This window comes from Micromonospora acroterricola, from assembly GCF_003172955.1.
Classification (GTDB): domain Bacteria; phylum Actinomycetota; class Actinomycetes; order Mycobacteriales; family Micromonosporaceae; genus Micromonospora; species Micromonospora acroterricola.
This window is the reverse complement of record NZ_QGKR01000340.1, coordinates 1-20,908: the sequence shown is the minus strand read 5'-3', so window position 1 is coordinate 20,908 and position 20,908 is coordinate 1. Positions and strand designations below refer to the sequence as shown.

The 20,908-nt window shown below is 72.5% G+C and carries 18 protein-coding genes and 1 pseudogene; 10 read left to right on the top strand and 9 right to left on the bottom strand.

From position 1 onward, the window contains the following. The coding region (locus DKT68_RS28740) for a transglutaminase domain-containing protein (protein WP_109820511.1) at nucleotides 1-1,824 on the top strand (1,824 nt) is incomplete at its 5' end. A 77-nt stretch (nucleotides 1,825-1,901) separates the two neighbouring features. On the opposite strand, the gene DKT68_RS28735 is transcribed toward DKT68_RS28740, so the two are convergent. Continuing rightward, the gene (locus DKT68_RS28735; protein WP_109820510.1) at nucleotides 1,902-3,083 is read right to left on the bottom strand and encodes a Cmx/CmrA family chloramphenicol efflux MFS transporter; all 1,182 of its coding nucleotides are present in this window, start codon (nucleotides 3,081-3,083) and stop codon (nucleotides 1,902-1,904) included. Between the two features lie 210 nt (nucleotides 3,084-3,293). Continuing rightward, on the bottom strand, nucleotides 3,294-4,331 hold the full coding sequence (locus DKT68_RS28730) for a LysR family transcriptional regulator (protein ID WP_201749229.1): 1,038 nt from the start codon (nucleotides 4,329-4,331) through the stop codon (nucleotides 3,294-3,296). Nucleotides 4,332-4,459: 128 nt separating this feature from the next. Between DKT68_RS28730 and DKT68_RS32260 the strand changes: the two genes are divergently transcribed. The 5 genes from DKT68_RS32260 (at nucleotide 4,460) to DKT68_RS28710 (ending at nucleotide 8,229) form a co-directional block, all read left to right on the top strand. Further along, nucleotides 4,460-4,651 carry a hypothetical protein gene (locus tag DKT68_RS32260; RefSeq protein ID WP_236647115.1) on the top strand — a complete coding sequence of 64 codons (192 nt, stop codon included), beginning with the start codon at nucleotides 4,460-4,462 and terminating at the stop codon, nucleotides 4,649-4,651. A gap of 27 nt (nucleotides 4,652-4,678) precedes the next feature. Next, nucleotides 4,679-5,701 carry an MFS transporter gene (locus tag DKT68_RS28725; RefSeq protein WP_236647114.1) on the top strand — a complete coding sequence of 341 codons (1,023 nt, stop codon included), beginning with the start codon at nucleotides 4,679-4,681 and terminating at the stop codon, nucleotides 5,699-5,701. A gap of 76 nt (nucleotides 5,702-5,777) precedes the next feature. Then, a complete protein-coding gene (locus DKT68_RS28720) occupies nucleotides 5,778-6,626 on the top strand; it encodes an ABC transporter ATP-binding protein (protein WP_109820509.1) in 849 nt (282 codons plus the stop codon). A gap of 8 nt (nucleotides 6,627-6,634) precedes the next feature. Beyond that, a complete protein-coding gene (locus tag DKT68_RS28715) occupies nucleotides 6,635-7,396 on the top strand; it encodes an ABC transporter permease (RefSeq protein WP_109820508.1) in 762 nt (253 codons plus the stop codon). A gap of 44 nt (nucleotides 7,397-7,440) precedes the next feature. After that, nucleotides 7,441-8,229 carry a helix-turn-helix domain-containing protein gene (locus tag DKT68_RS28710; protein WP_109820507.1) on the top strand — a complete coding sequence of 263 codons (789 nt, stop codon included), beginning with the start codon at nucleotides 7,441-7,443 and terminating at the stop codon, nucleotides 8,227-8,229. A gap of 31 nt (nucleotides 8,230-8,260) precedes the next feature. Here the strand turns inward: DKT68_RS28710 and DKT68_RS28705 are convergent, their stop codons facing one another. Both DKT68_RS28705 and DKT68_RS28700 read right to left on the bottom strand, forming a co-directional pair. Beyond that, nucleotides 8,261-9,052 (bottom strand): SDR family oxidoreductase, encoded by a 792-nt coding sequence (locus DKT68_RS28705; protein ID WP_109820506.1) that lies wholly within the window; start codon nucleotides 9,050-9,052, stop codon nucleotides 8,261-8,263. Then, nucleotides 9,049-10,032 (bottom strand): LLM class F420-dependent oxidoreductase, encoded by a 984-nt coding sequence (locus DKT68_RS28700; RefSeq protein WP_109820505.1) that lies wholly within the window; start codon nucleotides 10,030-10,032, stop codon nucleotides 9,049-9,051. Before DKT68_RS28700 ends, DKT68_RS28705 begins: the two co-directional genes overlap by 4 nt. A gap of 187 nt (nucleotides 10,033-10,219) precedes the next feature. On the opposite strand from DKT68_RS28700, the gene DKT68_RS28695 reads away from it, so the two are divergent. Together DKT68_RS28695 and DKT68_RS28690 are read left to right on the top strand one after the other, a co-directional pair. Beyond that, entirely contained in the window at nucleotides 10,220-11,407 is a 1,188-nt protein-coding gene (locus DKT68_RS28695) for a low temperature requirement protein A (protein WP_236647113.1), read from the top strand. A 51-nt stretch (nucleotides 11,408-11,458) separates the two neighbouring features. Beyond that, nucleotides 11,459-12,322 carry a DUF1028 domain-containing protein gene (locus DKT68_RS28690; protein WP_109820503.1) on the top strand — a complete coding sequence of 288 codons (864 nt, stop codon included), beginning with the start codon at nucleotides 11,459-11,461 and terminating at the stop codon, nucleotides 12,320-12,322. Nucleotides 12,323-12,328: 6 nt separating this feature from the next. On the opposite strand, the gene DKT68_RS28685 is transcribed toward DKT68_RS28690, so the two are convergent. Both DKT68_RS28685 and DKT68_RS28680 read right to left on the bottom strand, forming a co-directional pair. Continuing rightward, on the bottom strand, nucleotides 12,329-12,997 hold the full coding sequence (locus tag DKT68_RS28685) for a maleylpyruvate isomerase N-terminal domain-containing protein (protein ID WP_236647112.1): 669 nt from the start codon (nucleotides 12,995-12,997) through the stop codon (nucleotides 12,329-12,331). 8 nt (nucleotides 12,998-13,005) lie between these two features. After that, the gene (locus tag DKT68_RS28680) at nucleotides 13,006-13,893 is read right to left on the bottom strand and encodes a phosphatase PAP2 family protein (RefSeq protein ID WP_201749227.1); all 888 of its coding nucleotides are present in this window, start codon (nucleotides 13,891-13,893) and stop codon (nucleotides 13,006-13,008) included. Nucleotides 13,894-14,066: 173 nt separating this feature from the next. Here DKT68_RS28680 and DKT68_RS28675 point away from each other — a divergent pair, with 173 nt between their 5' ends. Next, complete coding sequence (locus DKT68_RS28675; RefSeq protein WP_236647116.1) at nucleotides 14,067-14,717, top strand: DUF3159 domain-containing protein; 651 nt, start codon at nucleotides 14,067-14,069, stop codon at nucleotides 14,715-14,717. 283 nt (nucleotides 14,718-15,000) lie between these two features. Here the strand turns inward: DKT68_RS28675 and DKT68_RS28670 are convergent, their stop codons facing one another. Then, on the bottom strand, nucleotides 15,001-17,901 hold the full coding sequence (locus DKT68_RS28670; protein WP_109820500.1) for a glycoside hydrolase family 48 protein: 2,901 nt from the start codon (nucleotides 17,899-17,901) through the stop codon (nucleotides 15,001-15,003). A gap of 839 nt (nucleotides 17,902-18,740) precedes the next feature. Here DKT68_RS28670 and DKT68_RS28665 point away from each other — a divergent pair. Further along, on the top strand, nucleotides 18,741-20,084 hold the full coding sequence (locus DKT68_RS28665; RefSeq protein WP_109820499.1) for a GH1 family beta-glucosidase: 1,344 nt from the start codon (nucleotides 18,741-18,743) through the stop codon (nucleotides 20,082-20,084). A 75-nt stretch (nucleotides 20,085-20,159) separates the two neighbouring features. Here the strand turns inward: DKT68_RS28665 and DKT68_RS28660 are convergent, their stop codons facing one another. Beyond that, on the bottom strand, nucleotides 20,160-20,582 hold the full coding sequence (locus tag DKT68_RS28660) for a roadblock/LC7 domain-containing protein (protein WP_109820498.1): 423 nt from the start codon (nucleotides 20,580-20,582) through the stop codon (nucleotides 20,160-20,162). Then, nucleotides 20,579-20,908: pseudogene (locus tag DKT68_RS28655) on the bottom strand (nitrate- and nitrite sensing domain-containing protein); the annotation flags it as partial. The pseudogene DKT68_RS28655 and the gene DKT68_RS28660, both read right to left, overlap by 4 nt.

Here is a 20,908-nt window from a genome sequence, read left to right as displayed (position 1 = left end):
GCCGGCGGCGACCCGGCCGCCGGCCTCGCCCCCGGGGTACGCGCGGCCGTGCGGGTCCGGCTCGCCGCCACCGCGACGCTCGGGGTGGCCCTGGTCGTCGGCCTGGTGGCGCTGCTCGGCCCGCTGATCGCCGGCCAGGTCGACGGCCGGCCGGTGGACCCCCGCCGGTACGTGGAGCCGCCGCAGGTGCAGGCGCTGGACGAGAACCCGTTGATCCGGATCTCCGGCTGGGCGCTGCACCCGGAGCAGCAGCTGCTCGACGTCAGCACGGTCGGTTCCGGCGCCGCCACGGCACCGGCCGGCGCCCCGCCGAGCGCGGAAAGCGCCGGGCCGGACGGTGGCACCGGGGACGGACCGGGCGACCCCGCCGGTGACAGCGTGCGGATCCGGTTGGCCGTGCTGAGCGACTACGACGGGGTGACCTGGCGGGTCGGCGCGACGTACCGCAACGCCGGCCGGATCCTGCCGGCCGCCACGCCGGCCCGGGACAGCACGGTGGAGACGGTTCGGCAGCAGATCACCGTGGCCGAGCTCAGCGGCCGGCTGCTGCCCGCCGTGGCGACGCCCCGGGAGGTCAGCGGCGCGCGGGTGGCGTACGACCCGGCGACCGGGACGCTGATCCGGCCCGAAGGGCTGACCCCGGGGCTGCGGTACACGGTGACGTCGGCTCTCGAGCGCCCCGACAACAACCTCCTCGCCACCGCGAACGTGCCCGCCGGCGAGGACGTGGCCCGGGTCCTGCGGGTCGCCGACGGGGTGCCCGACCCGATGCGCCGGCTGGCCGCGCAGCTCGCCGAGGAGAACGGCGCCCCGTACGCGCGGGCCACGGCCATCGAGCAGTTCCTGGCCGAGCACTACCGGGTGGCGGCGGACGCGCCGAGCGGGCACGCGTACCCGAACCTGGGCTTCTTCCTCTTCGGCCCGCGCAACGGCGGCGGGCAGCAGGGCACCTCGGAGCAGTTCGCCGCCGCGTTCGCGGTGCTCGGCCGGCTCTCCGGACTACCCACCCGGGTGGTGGTGGGCTTCGAGTCGACCGGGCAGGGGCCGGTGCGGGCCGGCGACGCGTACGCCTGGCCGGAGGTGCTCTTCGACGGGTTGGGCTGGGTGCCGTTCGACCCGCTGCCCCGCCCGGACAACGAGCCGAGGCCAGTGGAGGAGGACTTCCGCCCGACGCCGGAGGACCCGCCACCCTCGGAGGCGCCGGCGCCCACCGCCGAGCCGACGGCATCGCCGGAGCCGGTGGCCGCCCCCGACGGGCCGACCGACCGGTTCGTGTCCACATCCGTGCTGGTCGCGGGCGGCAGCGGTGGCCTGCTGCTCCTGGTGGGGGCGCTGCTGCTCACGCTGCTGGCGATGCGCCGCTCGCTCACCCGCGCCCGGCTGAGCCGGGGCGATCCCGCGCAGCGCATCGCCGGCGCCTGGCGGGAGGTCACCGACGCGCTGCGCCTGGTGGGGAGACCGATCGGCGACGACCTGGCGGCCACCGAGGTGGCCGGCCAGGCCCGGCAGGCCCTGCTCGACGCTCGCCTCCGACGGTCCGGCGGCAGGCCGCTCGACCCGGACCCCGCGCCCCTCGTGCCCGGCGGCGCGGACCAGGTGCCGGCCGGCGCGGCCGGGTTCGGAGCCGGGCGGAACGTCCCCGGGGTCGACGAGCTGGCCGGCCTGCTCAACCAGGTCGCCTTCGCACCCGGCACCGCCACCGCAGCCCAGGCCGACCGCGCCGGTGCGATAGCCACCACCTACGTGGGTGGGCTGCGCGCCGCCCGCCCGTGGTGGCGACGGCTGCTCTGGTCCATCCACCCCGACCCGCTACGCCGCCGCTGACCGCCCCGACGCGCGGCGTGATCGGGCCCTTGGGTGTTCCAGAACTGGACGTTCGTTCGACGGAGGGTTCGCGTGGGTCATCGGATCGCCTGGCCGACGCGGGGTGCGATGGCTCGCAGGCGCGGCAGGGCGATGAGCAGTGCGATCGCAACCAGGAGAGCGCTGACCCACACCGGACCGAGGTCCCCAGCATCGGCCCCGAGGGTCGCTGCGGCAACGGCGGGGCCGCTGGCAGCACCGAGGTTGAGCGCCGCAGTCGCGTACGACCCTCCCATGGTGGGGGCGCCCGTCGCCTCGTAGAGCACCCTGGCGATCAGGGTGCTGCCCAACGCGAAGGAGAGCATGCCCTGCACGAACACGAGGAGCAGGAGCGCCACCGGCTGGGCAGCCAGGGTCGCCAACGCCACCCAGCCAAGCAGTAGCAACGGACCACCGAGTGCGATCACGATGCCAGGACGCCGATCGGAGAGCCGTCCCGCGAGGGTGACGCCGGCAAAGGACCCGACACCAAAGAGCACCAGGACGACCGAGACCCACAGCTCGCCCAGGCCGGCGGTGTCAGTCACGATCGGTGCCAGAAAGGTGAACGTGGCGAAGGTGGCAGCGTTGACCAGGGCACCGAGCAGCATGACCAGGACCAGCCTGGGCATTGCGAGCTGAGCGATCTCGCCCCGAAGAGACGAGCGAGCCGGAGTGCCCTGAAGGGTCGTTCCGGCACCGGCCGGGATGCTCTTCACGACTCCGTAGGCAGCGGGAAGGCAAAGTAGTGCGATCGCCCAGAAGGTTGCCCGCCAGCTCAGCAGCGTGCCGAGCACCGCACCGCCGGGAACTCCCGCGATGGTGGCCGCCGTCGTACCCGAGAGCAGCACCGCCAGTGCGCGCCCTTTCTGATCAGTTGCGACCAGCGTGGCCGCCGTGCTCAGTGCCACAGCCAGAAAGCCCGCGTTGGCCAGGGCGGCGATCACCCGGGTGACAAGCAGAACCGCGAAACTCGTCGTGAGGGCGCCCACGACGTGGGCCACGGCGAAAACGAGCACGAAGCCCAGCAGGGTGGCCCGGGCCGGCCATCGGCGCGCAAGCGCCGCCATCAGCGGTGCACCGACGACCATCCCGACAGCGAACGCGGAGGTCAGAAGGCCGGCGGCCCCGACGGACACGTCGAGGCCTGTGGCGATGTCCGGCACCAGGCCGGCGAGCATGAACTCCGAGGTGCCCATGGCGAAGACCGCCACGGCAAGCAGGTAGAGCGGCAGAGGCATCAAGAGCTCCGAGGTGAGAGAGAACGAGGAGACGTCTCGTCACCGCGGCCAGCGCCCCAAGGGTGCACGCGAATGTCCCACGCAGCAGAGCTGCTGGGAAGCGGGCTAAGAACTCAGCGGTTCAGGGGGCTGACGGCGTGACCGAAAGCCCCCACCTTGGATGCCTCAGGGCTCGACATGGCGCCAACACTAACTCAGACCCACCGGTCATCACCCTGCCCGGTTCCACCGGGCGCGCGTGTGGTCAACCTCGTGCCCCGCGCGCCGCTGGGAACGATCGTCAACGTCGGCGCGTGCGATATCGCCGTCGTTGCGGCGTGGCGTCGGTGCCCAGGATGGGCGCCAGGTCGTTTCAGGGAGGGGTGTCAGGTTTCCGAGGTGGTTGATGATCGCCCGCAGTCCCGGGTGGGGGTTCGTCGTGGGGAGCATGAGGGAGAGCGGGTAGGCGAGCGTGGGATTGACGATCGGGATGCGGCGGAGGTCGTGGTTCGTCGGCCAGATGTACCGGTCGCGCGCCCCGACGAGGGTGGCCACGTTCGCGGAGTCCGCGAGGGTGTCCAGGAGCACCTCGTCGCCGAAGTGCGGGCCCGCCGCGTCGATGCGGAGGTCGAAGTCGGTGGCGAGCTGATCGTAGAACTCCGCCCATTCGCTGCGCGGCGCGATACCCGGCACCCAGATCCGGTGCTTGCGCAGCTGGAGTGGCGTCAGCGTTCGTGCCGAGGCGAGCGGATGTCTCGGGCCGACGAGGAGTTCCAACGGGGAGTCGAACGCGTGGATCATGTGCACGCCGCGCGGAAGCGTGGCCGGGTCGGTGACGGTGCGGAACGAGGCGTCGACATCGCCCGCCTCGACGGCGGCGACCACCACGCGCGGGTCGTTGACCCTGAGGGTCACCACGTCGAGGTTCGTGCCGGGATGCGACCGCCAATAGTCGTGCAGGACAACGGCCTGCGCGCTTCGCAGGCCGAGAACGTCGATCCGCAGGGCCCGGGAGCCCGGCCGGACCGCGGTGACGGCACGCTCGACACCCGCGACGATGCTGCGGGCGTGCGGGAGAAACGCCTGGCCGTCGAGCGTCAGCTCGACCCCTCGGGCGGTACGGGTGAACAGACGGACCTCCAGCTCGCGCTCCAGGGCGGCGATCCGCTTGGAGACGGCCTGCTGCGTCACGCCCAGCTCGTCGGCCGCGTGTCGCAGTTGTCCGAGTTCGGCCGCGCGGACGAACGATCGCACTGCCTCGGTGTCCATCGGGCCAGCCTATGGCCGCCCAACCGATCGTTGTGGCTCGCCGGAAGGCGGTTGTTTGACCCTGCTCTCGCGTAGCCGCTGTGATCCAGGGACCCAAACATCGGTTGTCGCGGAGGAGTCGTGTGCGCGTGAGACTGGGGTCCGGTTTCGGCTGGCTGTGGTCGGCCTACGCCGTCAGCACGTACGGCACGTGGATCGCCTTCGGGGCGTTCCCGCTCATCGCGGTTCGGGTGCTGCACTCGCCGGCCTTCGCCGTCTCGCTCCTGGGGGCGGCCGGGCTTGCCGTGGCCGCGATCGTCGCGGTTCCGTTCGGGCCGTGAGTCGAGCACCGGGCCAAGCGTCCGGTGATGATCGCGATGGACCTGGTCCGGTTCCTCGCCATGGCGAGCGTTCCGATCGCGTACCTCCTCGGCCTGCTGTCCTACGGCCACCTGCTGGTCGTCTCGGTCATCTGCGCAACGGCGGGCATCGCCTTCACCGCCGCGTCCGGCGCGTACCTGAAACACCTCGTCGCGAAGGACCACCTCCTCGTCGCGAACGCGAGATTCGAGGGCACGAGCTGGGTGGCGACCGCGGCCGGCCCGCCCATCGGCGGCGCGCTCATCGGGCTGCTCGGCCCGGTCACCACCGTCGCCGCTGACGCCTTCAGCTACCTGCTGTCCGCGCTCGGGGTCTTCCGCATCCGTGGAGGCGACGTCGCGGCACCCCGCGACCCGGCAACCAGGGCGCGCGCCAGCGACCTTCTCCACGGCTGGCGATTCATCCTCCACGACAGCGTCCTCCGACGCCTGTTCCTCAACTCCGTGACAGTCAGCGCTCTGATCATGGCCACCAGTCCGCTCCTGGCCGTCCTCCTGCTCGACGAGTACCACTTCCCCGCCTGGCAGTACGGCCTCGCCTTCGGCATCCCGGCACTCGGCGGCTTCGCGGGTGCCCGCCTCTCCGCGCGCCTCGTCGCCCGCCACGGACTCCACCGCGTCATGATCGTGTCCGGCTGGCTGCGTTCGATCTTCCCGCTCGGCCTCGCGTTCACCCAACCCGGCATCCCCGGGCTGCTCACGGTGATCATCGTCGAGGGCCTGCTCGTCACCTGCATGGGCGTCTTCAACCCCATCAACGCCACGGAACGCCTGCACCGCACCCCCGCCGACCACGCCGCACGAGTCCTCACCGCATGGAGTGTCAGCAGCAAACTCGCCCAGGCCGTGCTCATGGGGATCTGGGGAATCCTCGCCACGCTCACCAGCCCGCTCGCCGCGATCACCATCTCCGGCATCCTCCTGCTCGCCACCCCGCTCCTGCTGCCCACACGGACACACCTGGCCGACCCGGAGTCCGTCGCGTCGGCCGAAGGCGTCCGGGTCGCCTGACTCACCGAAACCCCTCCATCGAATCGGCCCCACGGGCTTGACCTTGACGCTGCGTCAACCCCCCATGCTGGCTGCCATGAACATCCCGCCAAAAGGCAATCAGAGCCAGGGACCCGCGATCCACGTGCAGGGACTGGAGAAGTCGTACAAGGAGCTGCGCGTGCTGCGCGGCGTGGACCTCGACGTGGCGCGGGGCAGCATCTTCGCCCTGCTCGGCTCCAACGGCGCGGGCAAGACCACGGTGGTGAGGATCCTGTCCACACTGCTCAAGGCCGACGCGGGGACCGCCCGGGTCAACGGCTTCGACGTCGCGACGCAGGCCGCCGACGTACGCGAGTCCATCAGTCTCACCGGGCAGTTCGCGGCGGTCGACGAGATCCTCACCGGGCGGGAGAACCTCGTCCTGGTAGCCAGGCTGAGGCACCTCAAGGACCCGGGCGCGATCGCGGATGGCCTGCTGAGGCGCTTCTCCCTCACCGAGGCGGGCGCCCGGAGGGCAGCGACGTACTCCGGTGGCATGCGCCGCCGCCTGGACATCGCGATGAGTCTCATCGGGAATCCGCCGGTCATCTTCCTCGACGAGCCGACGACCGGGCTGGACCCGGAGGCGCGCATCGAGGTGTGGCAGGCCGTGAAGGAGCTCGCACAGGGCGGTACGACCGTGCTGCTCACCACACAGTACCTGGAGGAGGCCGAACAGCTCGCCGACCGGATCGCGATCCTGCACCAGGGTCGGATCATCGTCGACGGCACCCTGGCCGAGCTCAAGCAGCTGCTGCCGCCCGCCAAGGTCGAGTACGTCGAGAAGCAGCCCTCCCTCGAGGACGTCTTCTTCGCGGTCGTCGGCAACACCGGCGAAGGCGACAGGGACGGCGACGTCGACAAGGGCAGCCAGGACCGTACGACCACGTCGAACAGGAAGTAAGGACCAAAATGACCACGCATTTCCTCGGCGACACCGCGGTCCTCACCGGACGGACCATGCGCCACGTCACCCGCAGCATGGACACCATCATCACGACCGCGATCACCCCGATCGCCATCATGTTGCTGTTCGTCTACGTGTTCGGCGGCGCGATCGACACCGGGACGGTCTCGTACGTGAACTTCATGCTTCCCGGCATCCTGCTCATCACGATCGCGTCGGGCATCTCCTACACCGCGTTCCGGCTCTTCACCGACATCCAGGGCGGGATCTTCGAGCGATTCCAGTCCATGCCGATCGCCCGGTCGGGCGTGCTGTGGGCGCACGTCCTGACCTCGCTGGTCGCCAACGTGATCTCGCTCGTGCTCGTGGTCCTCGTCGCCCTGCTCATGGGCTTCCGCTCGGGCGCGGGAGTGCTGGCCTGGCTCGCGGTCGCCGGCATCCTCGTCCTGCTGACCCTCGCGCTGACCTGGGTCGCCGTGATCCCCGGCCTCAGCGCGAAGTCCATCGAAGGCGCGAGCGCGTTCTCCTACCCGCTCATCTTCCTGCCGTTCATCAGCTCGGCCTTCGTGCCCACCGACACCATGCCCGGCCCGGTGCGCGCCTTCGCCGAACACCAGCCGGTGACCTCCATCGTCAACACGATCCGCAACCTGCTCACCCAGCAGCAGGTGGGCACCGGCATCTGGACCGCCCTCGCCTGGTGCCTCGGCATCCTCATCGTCGCCTACGTGTTCGCCACCATCTCCTACCGTCGCAAGATCTCCTGAGCGGTGCCGACCGGTCCGGGGCGAGTTGAGGGCAGGATCAGGGCATGCTGACGATCGGTCAACTGGCGGCGTTCGCGGGCGTCACGGCGCGGGCGGTGCGGCACTATCACCAGATCGGGCTCCTGCCCGAGCCGGCGCGGGACGCGTCGGGGTACCGGCGGTACGGCGCAAAGGCGGCCGTGTCCCTCATCAAGATCCGTACCCTCGCCAACGCCGGCGTGCCGCTGTCGGAGATCGGCCAGATGCTCGAAGCGGACGGGTCGACCTTCGACGAGGCGATCCAGAGGATCGACAGCCACCTGCGCGACGAGATCGAGCGGCTGGAGTCCAGCCGCAAGCAGATCACGCAGCTCACCGCCGGGGAGAGTCTGGCGCTCCCACCGGAGGTGACCTCCTATCTCGATCGGCTGCGAGAGATCGGGGTGTCGGAGCGGATGGTGGAGGCTGAGCGGGACGGGTGGATCCTCGTTGTGGCCCGCTGGCCCGAACGCATCCACCAGATCATGCCCGCAAAATTCGCGCACCTCGACGACCCGCGACTCGTTCGGCTCTACCGGCTCGGGTCGGAGCTCCTCGACAGCGACGCAGGCGACGACGACCCGCGTCTGGAGGAAGCCGCCGACATCCTGGCCGGCCTGGCCGAGCAGGCGTACACCCCCGGCGAGACCAACCCCGACGAGGATGCGCAGCACGAACTACCGTTCGGCCTTCTGGACGCACTCGCCGTCGAGTCCGACCCGCGGGCGCAGCGGCTGCTGGACCTGATGCGCGAGCGTGGCTGGGCCAGTTGGACCCGGACCCGGCCGCAGCGGTTGACGGAACCGGCCGACTGACCTTCGGGCGCCGTTGCCGATGTCGCGACAGTCAGGCGGTGAGGCGGCGGACAAGCTTCCGGAGGCCGGCCTGCCAGCCGTCCGGGTCCTCGGCGCGGCGGCGCGCGTAGTCGGCGACCTCCGGGTGCGGCAGGATCAGGAAGCGCTCCTCGGCCAGCCCGGCGATGGCCGCCTCGGCGACCTGGTCCGGGGTGAGCACCGCCCCGGAGGCCTCGATCACCCGGGCGCCGAGGTGACCCTCGCGGATCCCGTCCGCCAGCATCGGGGTGTCCACCCCCTGGGGGCAGAGCGCGCTGACCCGGATGCCACGGTCCCGGTAGGTGATGGCCAGCCACTCGGCGAACCCGACGGAGGCGTGCTTCGTCGCGGTGTACGCGGCGTCGCCCACCGCCGTCAGCACGCCGGCCGCCGAGCAGGTGTGCAGCAGGTGGCCGCCGCCACGGGCGAGCATCCCGGGCAGCACCGCGCGGGCGGAGTAGACGTGGGCGAGCACGTTGACCCGCCACGCCCGGTCCCAGCCGGCGTCGTCGACCTCCACTCCCCCGCCGGTGGTCACGCCCGCGTTGGCGCAGAACAGGTCGATCCGGCCGTACCGCCGCTCGGTGTCGTCGACCAGCGCGCGGACCTGGTCCTCGTCGGTGACGTCGAGGGCGGTGGCGTGCGCGACCGGGCCGATGCCGCCGGCCACCGCGCGGGCCGCGTCGACGTCCAGGTCGGCGACCACCACGGCGGCGGCGCCCTCCGCGGCGAAGCGGCGGGACAGCGCCGCCCCGATGCCGCCGGCGCCGCCGGTGACCACCACGATCCGGTCGGTCAGGTTCACGTCGACGCTCCTACGGGCTCGGTGCCCAACTGGGCGATGAGGGTGGTCAGCGCGGCCGCGCCGCCAGCGGTCACCTCGGGAGTGGGCAGCAGCGCGAAGACGGGCACGTCCACGCCGGCGTCGGCGTAGCGGCGCACCTGGGCGCGGCACTGCTCCGGCGAGCCGTGCAGCACCAGCGCGTCGACGACCTCGTCGGGCACCGCCGCGCTGGCGCCGCGCCGGTCACCGGCGGCCCACGCCTCCCACATCGGCGCCAGCACCTCGTCGCGGCCCAGCCAGCGGTGGAACTCGGCGTACGCCGGGACGGTGAGGTAGCTGGTGATCAGCCGGCGGCCGAGCTTGCGGGCGTATCCGGCGTCCTCGGTGGGGCAGACGAAGATCCGCGCGGCGACCTCGAAGCCGGCGCGGCGCTCGCCCAGCTCGGCGAGGGCACGCGGCACGTCGTCGGCGCCGAGCCAGTTGAGGATCACCCCGTCGGCCTCCGTGCCGGCCAGCCGGAGCATGCCGGGGCGCAGCGCGGCGAGCAGGATCGGCGGGGGTACCGCCGGCGGCCGTTCCAGGGTGAACCGGCGCACGGTGAAGGTGTCGTAGACCTCGTCCACGGTCTCGCCCCGCAGCGCGGCGCGCAGGAAGCGCAGCACGTCGCGGGTGCGCCGGAACGGCTCATCGAACCGCACCGCGTTCCAGTCGCGGACCAGCACCGGCGAGGACGCGCCGATGCCGAGCGAGAACCGGCCCGGCGCGGCCTCGGCGAGCGCGGCCGCGCTCATCGCCAGGAGCCCGGGCCCCCGGGTGAACACCGGGGTGATCGCGGTGCCCAGCCGCAGCCGGGGCTGCCAGGCCGCGGCGAGCGCCAGCGGGGTGAACGCGTCGGTCCCGGCCACCTCGGACGACCAGACGTCGGTGAACCCGGCCTGGTCGAGCGTCGCGTAGACCGCGGCGTGGTCGGCCAGCGGTATCCCGCCCAACGGCACCGTCATGCCCCATCGATTCGTCACCGATCGATCGTGCCCGTTGACCGGGTCCACGAGCAAGATCCCCGGACCGGGCGGATTTACCGGTATCGGGCCGCCCGGTCCGCCGACGGTGCTACGACTGCCACGTGGACCGGACCGACGGCGCAGGCCGCTGACCGTGGGTTCCAGGGCAGCGGGACGCCTGGAGCCGGTGTCTGCGGCGGGCGAACCAGGCCGGTCCACCTTTCTGGAGCTCTTCTTCGACCTGGTCTACGTCTTCGCGCTCACCCGGATATCCGCGCGCGCGTTCGAGGACCTCACCGACGAGCCGGGTCGGGAGCACGCCTGGTCGGCGGTCACCGGAAGCGGCAAGACACTGCTGTTGCTGCTCGCGCTCTGGGCGCTCTGGCAGGGCACCGCGTGGACGACCAGCCGCTACGACCCGTACGAGGTGCCGCTGCAGGCCGTGGTGATGATCGCGCTGGTCTGCAGTCTGGTGATGGGGGTGGCGACCCCGCGGGCGTTCAGTCAGACCGGGCTGATGTTCGCGCTGGCGTACGTGGTCGCGCAGGTGTCCCGGCCGCTGATCCTGTCGATCGCGCTGGGACCGCATCCGTACCGCCGGCTGAAGGTGCGCATGGCGGTGGTGTACGCCACCAGCGGCGTGTTCTGGATCGGCGGGTCGATGCTGCCGACCAACGCGCAGGTGGTGTCCTGGACGGTCGCGCTGGCCATCGAGTACGTGGCCGGCCGGTGTGGCTGGCCGGTGCCGGGGCTGGGCCGGTCGACGATGTCGAAGTGGGACATCGCCGGCGAGCACCTGGCCGAGCGCTACCAGCAGTTCTTCCTCATCGCGCTGGGCGAGACGATCCTGGTGGCCGGTTTCGCGTACAGCGAGGTGCCGTACGAGTCGGGGCACGCGTTGGCGTTCGCGTTGGCGCTGGCCACCACGATCGTGCTGTGGCGGATCTACTTCCAGCGCGCCGGGCAGATCCTGGGCGAGGCCGTCGCGCGGGCCCGGCACCCGGCCAACATCGGCCGGTCGGCGGCGGACACCCACCTGGTGATGGTGATCGGCCTGACCGCCACCGCGGTGGGCTACGAGCTGATCATCGAGCATCCGCTGGACCGGGTGCCCGGGCCGTGGCTGGCCATGGTGCTCGGCGGGCCGGCGCTGTTCCTGGCCGGCCGGGCCCGTTTCGAGTACGAGGTGTTCGGGCGGGTCTCCCCGTCCCGGTGGATCGCCATCCTGGTGTTGGCGGCGGTGGCGGTGCCGCTGCTGTTCCTGCCCGGTGTGGCGGCGACCGCCGCCGGGGTGCTGGTGCTGGCCGCGGTGGCGGTCGCCGACGTCCGCCGGGCCCGTGGCGCTCCGCCGGAGCCGGCGGCGACGCCGTTCTGAGCCATCCACGCAGGGCGATGTCATCTCGGCGCGACAGGTTAATCTCGGCGGGTGACCTTCTCCCTCGTGGCCCGCTCTGCCGACGGCCGGTTGCACGGCGTCGTCGTGGCCAGCAAGTTCCTCGCCGCCGGGGCGCTCGTGCCGGCCGCGGAGGCCCAGGTCGGCGCGCTGGCCACCCAGGCGCACGTCAACCTCGCCTATCGCCCGCAGGGGCTGACCCTGCTGCGCACCGGCGTGCCGGCCGCCGACGTGGTGGCCGGCCTGGTCGCCGCCGACGCCGAGCGGGAGCACCGCCAGCTCGGCGTGGTGGGTGTCAGCGGTCCGGGCGCCACCTGGACGGGGCCGGCCTGCCACCCGTGGGCCGGTGGGCGCTCCGGCGACGGCTGGGCCGCGCAGGGCAACGTGCTGACCGGCCCGGAGGTCGTCGACGCGCTGGGCGACGCCTGGCTGGCCGGCTCGGCGCTGCCGTTCGCCGAGCGGCTGGTCGCCGCGCTGCGTGCCGGCGACGAGGCCGGCGGCGACCGGCGGGGCCGGCAGAGCGCCGGCCTGCTGGTGGTCGAGCGCGGCGGAGGGTACGGCGGCAGGAGCGACGTCCTGATCGACCTGCGGATCGACGACCACCCTGATCCGGTGGCCGAGCTGGGGCGGCTGCTCGCCGTGCACACCCTGCTGTTCAGCCGGCCCGACCCGGCCACGCTGCTCGACCTGAGCGGCGCGGTCGCCGACGAGGTGGCGGCGCTGCTCACCGCGCTGGGCCATCCGGTGAGCGGCGACGGGCCGGAGGCGGCACTGGTCTCCTGGGCCGGGCTGGAGAACCTGGAGGAGCGGCTGGTGCCGGGGCGGATCGACCCCGTGGTGCTGAGGCACCTGCGCGGCGTGGCCCCGCACGTGCCGGCGCCCCGTTCCGCGAGCTGACGCGGGTCAGCCGCCGAACGCGAGCCAGCGGAAGCCGGCGGCGTCGATCTCCGCCCGTTCGACGCCGGTCAGCGCCGCCCGCCCGGTGGTCTTGCGGATCAGGGTCAGCCGGTCCCAGCGCAACCCGGCCGGCACCGCCCGCCCACCGGTGAGCAGGTCGGCGATCACCTCCGCCGCCGGCGCGGTGAGCCACGGCCGCCGGTCCAGCGCGGCGGCCAGGTCCAGGCCGTGCACGCCCACCTCGACCACCCGGGTCCGCAGGAACTCGACGAGGCGCATCGCGTCCCCGTGCCGGGTCCGGACCACCCGCTCGGGCGGGGCCGCGGCGACCGCCGCGTCGGCGGCCCGCCAGACCCGCTCGAGGTCGGCCGGCAGCGCGTCCAGGTCGACCTGCCGCGCGTCCCGCCGACCGCCGGCGATCCGGGCGGCGTCCACCTCGGGGGTGAACTTCGCCGCGCCGAAGTAGGCGGCGGCGTCCACCTCGGCGGTGGGCGGGGCCGGCGCGGCGAGCATGTCGGTCACCCGGCCGACGCCGGTGCGCACGTGGGCGATCAGCTCCCGCACGGTCCACGGCGGGCAGCCGGTCGGCCGGTCGAGGTCCGCCTCGTCCAGCCCGGCGAGGATCTCGGCCAGTCGGGCGCACTCGGCGCGGAACGCCGCACGGACCGTTTCCACGCGCGGGCTCAGCCCTTGACCCGGGGCACCAGCCGGTGCACGACGATGAGCACCAGCGCCATCACGACCGCCATCGTGCCGGCGATGCCGGCGGCGCTGCCCGCGTACGCGACGAAGAGCGGTCGGCGGCTCAGCTCGTCGGGCCCGGTGCCGCGCAGGTCGACCAGCCAGGACAGGGCCAGCATGGAGACGACCAGGGCGAGCACACCGGCCGCCCCGAGCAGCAGCGCGGCGAGCCGGTGCGCGTCGCCGGGGGCGACCTGGGCCTGCTCCCGCTGGGTGACCAACAGGACCAGCCCGGCCAGCGCCGCCCAGACGCCCACCACCAGGTACGCGGCGACCGCGTCGCTGGGCCGGTGCCAGCCGGCGGAGAGCGTGGCCACCCCGGCGGCGGCGGCGTACGCGGCGGCGAGGAAGGCGCCGACCGCCCGTACCTTGGCCGGCAGCACGAGCACCAGCGCGATCGCCACCGACGCGGCCACGGTGGTGTGCCCGCTGGGCAGGCTGTTGCCCACCGCCGCGCGCTCCGGGTCGAGGCCGTAGTCCGGGCGGTTCAGCCCGTACTTGAGCAACTGGGTGGAGACGTTCGCCCCGGCGATCAGCAGGGTCGCGGTGATGGCCAGGGCGATCCGCCCCCGGATGAGGGCGATGAACCCGATCATCGCGGTGGCGGCGAGCAGCGAGACCACCGACATCGCGTTGAGGAGCTTGTCCACCGGGCCGTCGATGCGGTCCTGGCCGATCCGGTTGCCGGTGAGCGCGGCGGTGTCGACCCACTGGCCGATCTCGGTGTGCACGGCGACCCGCCAGACGGCGAGGAAGGCGGCCGCCTGGACGAGGGCCATGACGACCAACCAGACCGCGGTCCAACCCCTTGCCGTCGCGCGCATCCGCACACCGTAGCGGCCGGTGTCGGCTAGCCGGGCGGTGGCCCACCGGGCGGCGACGGTTAGGTTGGGGCGGAGGCGAGGAGGTGACGGTGAGCGGCACACCGGAGGGCGACGCCGGCCAGGTCACGCCCCATACGGACCAGCCGGCCGGCGGTGACGGGCCGGCCCGCGGCGAGTCGCTGGCGGACCTGCTGGGCGGGCGGGGCGGCGCCATCGACGCCACCCTGCCGCCGCTGGCGTTCGCGGCGGGCTGGCTGGTCGGCGGCGAGTCGCTGTGGGCCGGGGTCGGCGCGGCGCTGGCCGTCGGCGCGGCGGTGGCGGGCGTACGGCTGCGTCGCGGCGACCGGCCGCGTTCGGTTCTCATCGGGCTGCTCGCCGTCTGCGTCGCCGCGTTGATCGCGGTGCGCACCGGCCGGGCCGAGAACTTCTTCCTGATTCAGCTGCTCTCCAACGCCGCCAGCGCGCTGGCCTGGGCGGTGAGCATCGTGGTGCGCTGGCCGCTGCTCGGGGTGCTGGTCGGCGCGGTGCTGGGCCAGCGGTCACGGTGGCGGCGCGACCCGGCGCTGCTGCGCGCGTACGGCCGGGCGAGTTGGGTGTGGACGGTGACGTACGTGCTGCGGGTGGCGGTGTTCGTGCCGCTGTACCTGGGCGGGCAGGTGCTCGCGCTGGTGGTGGCCCGGGTCGCGCTGACGTGGCCGCTGGTCGCGGCGGCGCTGGCGGTGAGCTGGGTGGTGCTGCGCCGGTCGCTGCCGCCCGGACATCCGGGGGTGCGTCATCCGGTCAGCGAGGACCGGCCGGCGGGTGACCCGGCCGCGAAACCGGGGGCATAAAAGTGGAGAGGCCGCCACGGGGGGAGCGGCCTCTCCGGTGACGTACGTTACTCCGTCGCGCTCGTTGGTGTGATCCCGTGACGGCCCGAATTTCTGGGCTTTTTCGCGGCTGACTCCAGTCCGGGCGGTGGGGTGGGCCGGCCGACCCGCTGCGTTGGCCGGATCGCCGGCCCACCCCGGCCTGACCGTGGGTGTCAGGCCGTCCGCCGGCCGGGTCCCGTCGTACCTTCGGACCCGGCCGGACCCCGGGGTGGGCGGGCACGCCACCCACCCCGGGGAGCTGTCAGCCGTTCGGGAACAGGTTGCCGTAGTCGGCGTACGCCATGGCGACGTCGGCCTGCGCCCAGAACCGGTGGTAGTTGAAGCTGGGCTCCGCACCGCCGTTCAGGTACGCCTGCACCTTGGGCCAGTCCGGGTCGTTCTTGTAGAAGGACCGGATGTCGAGGAAGCTCTTGCCGGCGGCGATGGTGTCACCGTTGGGCATCTTCCCGGTCCAGCCCGGCGGGACGTAGACGCCCTGCCCGGTGGCCGCGTCGTAGGTGTCGTCGAAGCGCCGGTAGTCGCCACGCTTCTCCGTCGTGGACACACCCTTGGCGTCGCTGGCGGCGTACAGCGCGTCGAGCAGCCCCTTGGCGGTGTTCTTCGCCGCCACGTCACCCGACTTGGCCGCGTACGCGATCAGGGTCCGGGCGTAGGCGGCGGCGACGCCGACGTCCTGGCCCTTGACGGTGACCTCGACGTGCAGGTTGGTGTTGGGCTGCGGGCTGGTCGGGTTCCAGGTGGTCGGTTGGCCGGTCCACTTCATGTCCGACGGGATCGACCAGTTGGCGCCGACGGTGGTGTTGGCGATCGCCCAGGGCACCCACTTGTCGAGCAGCGCCTTGGCCTTGGCGTTGCCGGTCTGCAGGTACAGCTCGGCGATGCGCTGCATCGACCAGGCCTGCATACCGAACCACTGGTTGGACGGCGGGTCGTTGTAGACCGGGTCGACGTCGTAGTACATGCCGTAGAAGGTGCTGGTGCCGGCCGGCGGCTGGCCGTAGTTGCCGCCCCAGCTGTTGGTCGCGCCGCCGGCGATGCCGCCCTCGGCGGACTGCAGCCAGGTGTAGAACTCCAGCTGCCGCTCGAAACTCTTGGTCCAGTCAGCGACCGCGGTCGGCGACTTCGGCCTTAGTTCAGCTACGTTCGTCAATGCCCAGGCCGCGAACGGGTTCTGGTAGCCGAAGTGGTTGTGGCTGGAGCCGATGCGCCAGGACCAGTTCTGGCTGGTCTCGTACGCGCCGCCCCAGGCGTAGTACCAGGACATCAGGTAGTGCGCCGAGTCCTTGCCGCTGCCGGCCGGGCAGGCGCTCGCCCCGACGCAGTTGCCGATCTTCTTGAAGTACTTGTCGAACATCGAGTACCGCAGGTAGTCGCCCATCTTGGCGGCCTTCGCGACGGTGGCCGCCACGTCGGCCTGCCTGCCCTGCGCCTTGGCCCAGGTCAGCGCCCAGTACGCGGCCTGCACGGCGCGGGCGTCGGCGTCCGGGGCGTTGGTGTACTTCCACTGCTTGGCGGGGGCGGCCGACTCCTTGACGAACAGGTCGAGGTAGCCGTACTGGCCGCCGGCGGTGAACGTGTCGCAGGACGGCTGAGGGACGGTCTCCCAGACCGACTCCTGGGTGCCCCGCTGGAACGTGTTGATGTACGCCGGCCGGGTGGTCTTGTCGCCGCAGCGGCCGAAGCCGTAGGTGTTGTCCACGTCGATCAGCCAGTGCATGCCGTAGATGTCACCGGTGCCGTAGGTGGACTGGAGTTCACCGCGTAGCGGGTCCTGGCCGACCGGCACGTTCGGCTCCAGGGCGGACGGGTACTGGCTGGGCAGGTCGTGCTCGGCGGCGTACTGGGCCGTGCCCGCCGCGCCAGCGGTGGGCTGGTCGGCGTGGGTGGGAATGATGTACTTCTCCATGACCGTCCAGGCGTTGTTGAACGGCGCCCAGTTCTGGGTCACGCGGCCGTACTGGGCCTCCAGCCAGAGCCAGAAGCTGAACGCCTCCGAGGTGGTCTCGTGCCCGTGGTCGGGCGCCTCGACGATCAGCGTCTCCACCGAGTGGTACGGCACGCCCTCCGGGCTGAAGTAGCCGGAATTCTTGATCTTGCCGTACTGGTCGAGGAAGCGCGTGACGTAGGTGTTGTCGCCGCCGGGGGTGTCGTTGTCGACCTCGGTCGCGGTGATCGCGAGCGGGGCGTACCCGGTCGCCGAGGCGGTGACGGTGGCGGTGCCACCGGCGGTGTCGGCGTCCTCGGCCGCCGCGACGGTGACCGTCGCCCCGGTGTTCCAGTTGCTCGGGGTGAGGCTGACCGTGGCGGGTGAGACGGTGATGTCGGCGTCGCCGGCGCGGGTCAGGCTGACCGGCACGGTGCTCGTCGGGGCGGCGCTGAGCTTCAGGTTGACGGTGGAGCTGCCGCCCTCGGCGACGGTGACCGCGGTCGGGGTGGCGATGAGCGTCGGCCCGGTGGCCGGGGCCACGGTGAACGACTTCTCGGCCGTGGCGCTGAGGTTCGCGTTGTCGTACGCCTTGGCCTGGACCGTGTAGGCGCCCGCCGGCAGGTCTTCGAGGGTGTAGCCGTACGGGGCGGTGGTGTCGGTGTTGACGAGCAGGCCGTTGCGGTAGAACTCGACCTTGCTGATGGTCCCGTCCGGGTCGCTGGCGGTGGCGGTCAGCGGCACGTCGGCCGGCGCCTCGAACGGGCCGGCCGGCACGGTGAGCCCCACGGTCGGCGGCTGCTGTGCGACGCCGCCGCAGGTCACCCCGTTGACGGCGAACGAGGTGGGCTTCGCGTTGGTGCCGGTGTAGGAGCCGTTGAATCCGATGCTGGTGGTGGCGCCGGTGCCGAGGTTGCCGTTCCACGACTCGTTGGCGGCGGTGACCTGGTTGCCGGTCTGGCTCCAGCGCGCCGACCAGCCCTGGGTGACCCGCTGGTTGCCGGGGAAGGCGAACGTCAGCGTCCAGGCGGTGACCGGGTCGCCGAGATTCTTGATCGTCACGTTGGCGCTGAAGCCGTTGTTCCAGTCGTTGGTCGCGTAGACCACGTCGCAGGCCGGTGCGGCCTGCGCGGCGCCGGCGGGCAGGGTCACCCCGCCGACGGCGAGCGCGGCGGCGGCGATGATCGCCACTCGGCGGCGTCGTGCCAGATGTCTCATGTGCGCGGTGTCTCCTCGGACCAGGCCGGGACGGTCCCCGGCGGGGCGCCTGCCCGCGGGGGTGGTGGTGCGCGGGAGATTCGAGGCGCCGGGAAGGTGGTCTCCCGGGCCCGGGCCGGGGTACGGCAGGTGCGGCCGCGCGGGAGGTCCCGCCGGCTGCGATCGGGTGGCCGTGACCGGAGCTCGTGCTACCGGTTGCCCTCGGCGGACCCGCGCCCACGCGATCTGACTCCCGTCGCGTTGAATCGACAGTCTGCCATGGAAGCGCTCCCACGACAAGCGCGGGGCGGGCCGGTTCAGCTCCATGTTTCGATCTCGTTTTGGGTCTTTCACAAAGCCGTGACGGGCGTTACAGTCGCAGCATCGTCGATGGGAGCGCTTCCATCGATAAAGGTTCCAACAAGAAGATCGCCGGGACCGTCGAGAGACGGACCCGGGGAACCAGCCCGAGGGGCTGACGACGGGCCAGCCCGGACGCCGCCGTCAGCCATCGTCCCGCACAGGGAGGGAGGTGGAACCAGAGCCACTCGCGTGGCCCGGCTCCCGCGCGACACGCACGGCAGGACCGACATTCCGCCCGTGTGTGTGCAGTTACGGTGGGGACGGGGGTTGCCCTCCCCCGTCCCCACACTAAACCCCCGTACACGATGGGAAAAGAGGCCGACGGGACAGGCGCGACGCGCCGCCCGGTCGGCCTCGTTCGCTGTCCGGGGCCCCAACCGCCGCAACCCGCCATGATCGGCCGACAGGACGGCCGGCTGACCGGGTCGGCAGCCTCTGCCCTATCCTGGGAGCGCTCCCGAATTTCGGCGGTGGCCCCGTATCCATGAGGAGAATCCATGTCGATACCTACCGGGCCCGCCGGCCCGCTGCGCTTCCCTCCCGCCTTCGGTTGGGGCGCGGCCACCTCCGCGTACCAGATCGAGGGCGCCGCCAAGGAGGACGGCCGCGGCGAGTCCGTCTGGGACACCTTCAGCCGCACCCCCGGACGCACCCGCAACGGCGACACCGGCGACGTCGCCGCCGACCACTACCACCGGTACGCCGAGGACCTCGACCTGATGCGCGACCTCGGGCTGCGCAGCTACCGCTTCTCCATCTCCTGGCCGCGGATCCAGCCCGACGGCACCGGCGCACCCAACCAGCGCGGCCTCGACTTCTACCGCCGCCTGCTGGACGGCCTGCACGAACGCGGCATCGCCCCGATGGCCACCCTGTTCCACTGGGACCTGCCGCAGGCGTTGCAGGACGCCGACGGCTGGGAGTCGCGCGACACCGCGTACCGCTTCGCCGACTACGCCGACGCGGTCTTCCGGGCCCTCGGCGACCGGGTGCCGGTCTGGCTGACCGTCAACGAGCCCAAGACCGTGGTGCAGAACGGCTACCTGAGCGGGCACCACGCCCCCGGCCGGCAGGACCCGGACGCCGCGTACCTCGTCGCCCACCACCTGCAACTCGCGCACGGGCTGGCGGTCCGCGCGCTGCGCGCCGCCGGCGGCACCGGCCGGATCGGCCCCGCGCTCAACCTGCACCCCTGCTACGCCGCCGACGAGTCGCCGGAGGCCGCCGCGGCCGCCCGGCTCCACGACGGCTACGAGAACCGCCTCTACCTCGACTCCGTGCTCCGGGGCAGCTACCCCGAGGACGTGCTGGCCGACCTCGGCCCGCAGAGCCGGATGGCCCGCGGCATCCGCGACGGCGACCTCGCGATGATCTCCTCGCCGGTCGACCTGCTCGCCGTGCAGTACTACACGCCCATCTACGTCACCGGCGACGGCGGCACCGAGCACCGCTGGCCGACCTCCGAGGCCGAGTGGCAGCAGATCTACCCCGACGGGATGTACGACATCCTGACCCGGGTCACCCGTGAATACGGCCCGATCCCGCTCACCGTCACCGAGAACGGGCTGCCCACACCGGACGCCCTCGGCGCGGACGGCAACGTCGACGACGCCGGCCGGATCAGCTTCCTGCGCGAGCACCTCGCCGCGGCGCACCGGGCCATCGCCGACGGGGTGCCGCTGGAGAGCTTCCACGTCTGGTCGCTGCTGGACAACTTCGAATGGGCCGAAGGGTACGACCAGCGGTGGGGACTGGTCTACGTGGACTACCCGACCCAGCGGCGGGTGCTCAAGAGCAGCGCCCACTGGTACCGCTCCGTCATCGCCGACGGCGGCTTCTGAACGGGCCGCCCGGACGGCCGGGCCCGGACGGCTCGGCTCCGGCGAGCCGGTGACCGTCCGGGCACGGCCGGCCCGTCAGCGGGGCAGCGCCTGCTGCAACTCCGCCCGCAGCGCCGGGGTGAGCATCTCCCCCGCCTGCTTGGCCAGCCGGGCCATCTCGTAGCCCACCACGCCGATGTCCGCGTCCCCGGCGGCCAACGTGGCCAGGATCGAGCCGTCCCGCACCTGCATCACCAGGAAGTAGCCCCGGCCCATCTCGACCACCGTCTGCTTGACGACGTCGCCGTCGAACATCTGGGCCGCGCCCGCGGTGATGCTCATCAGCCCCGAGGTCACCGCGGCGAGCTTGTCCGCGTGGTCCCGGGGCAGGTTGTCGGAGATCGCGATCAGCAGCCCGTCGGAGGAGACCACCACCGCGTGCGCCACGCCCGGCACCCGCTCCGCGAACGCGCTCACCAGCCAGCTCAGGTCCCGTGCCTCCTGGCTCAACGTCGTCACTGTCGTCGTCCCCCTTCATCGTGCCCCCCGGACGGTGGCGCGGGTATCTCGGTGGTGTCCTCGGCCTCGGCACGCCGTACCCCGTTGTAGAGGCGGGAAAGCATGCCACCGACCGCTTCCGGGTCCAGATCGTCACGCGCCGGGGCCGACTCCGGCCGGGCCGGGCGGGTCACCGCGGAGAGCTGCGCCATCGGCACCCGCACCGGCAGCCCCCGCTCGTTCGTGCCGGCGGTCACCGGCGTGGCCGGCGGAACGACCGGCCCCGGGACCGCCGGCGCGGCCGGCCCCTCCCGGGACCACCAGCCGCCGGCGTCGCGCGGCGCGTC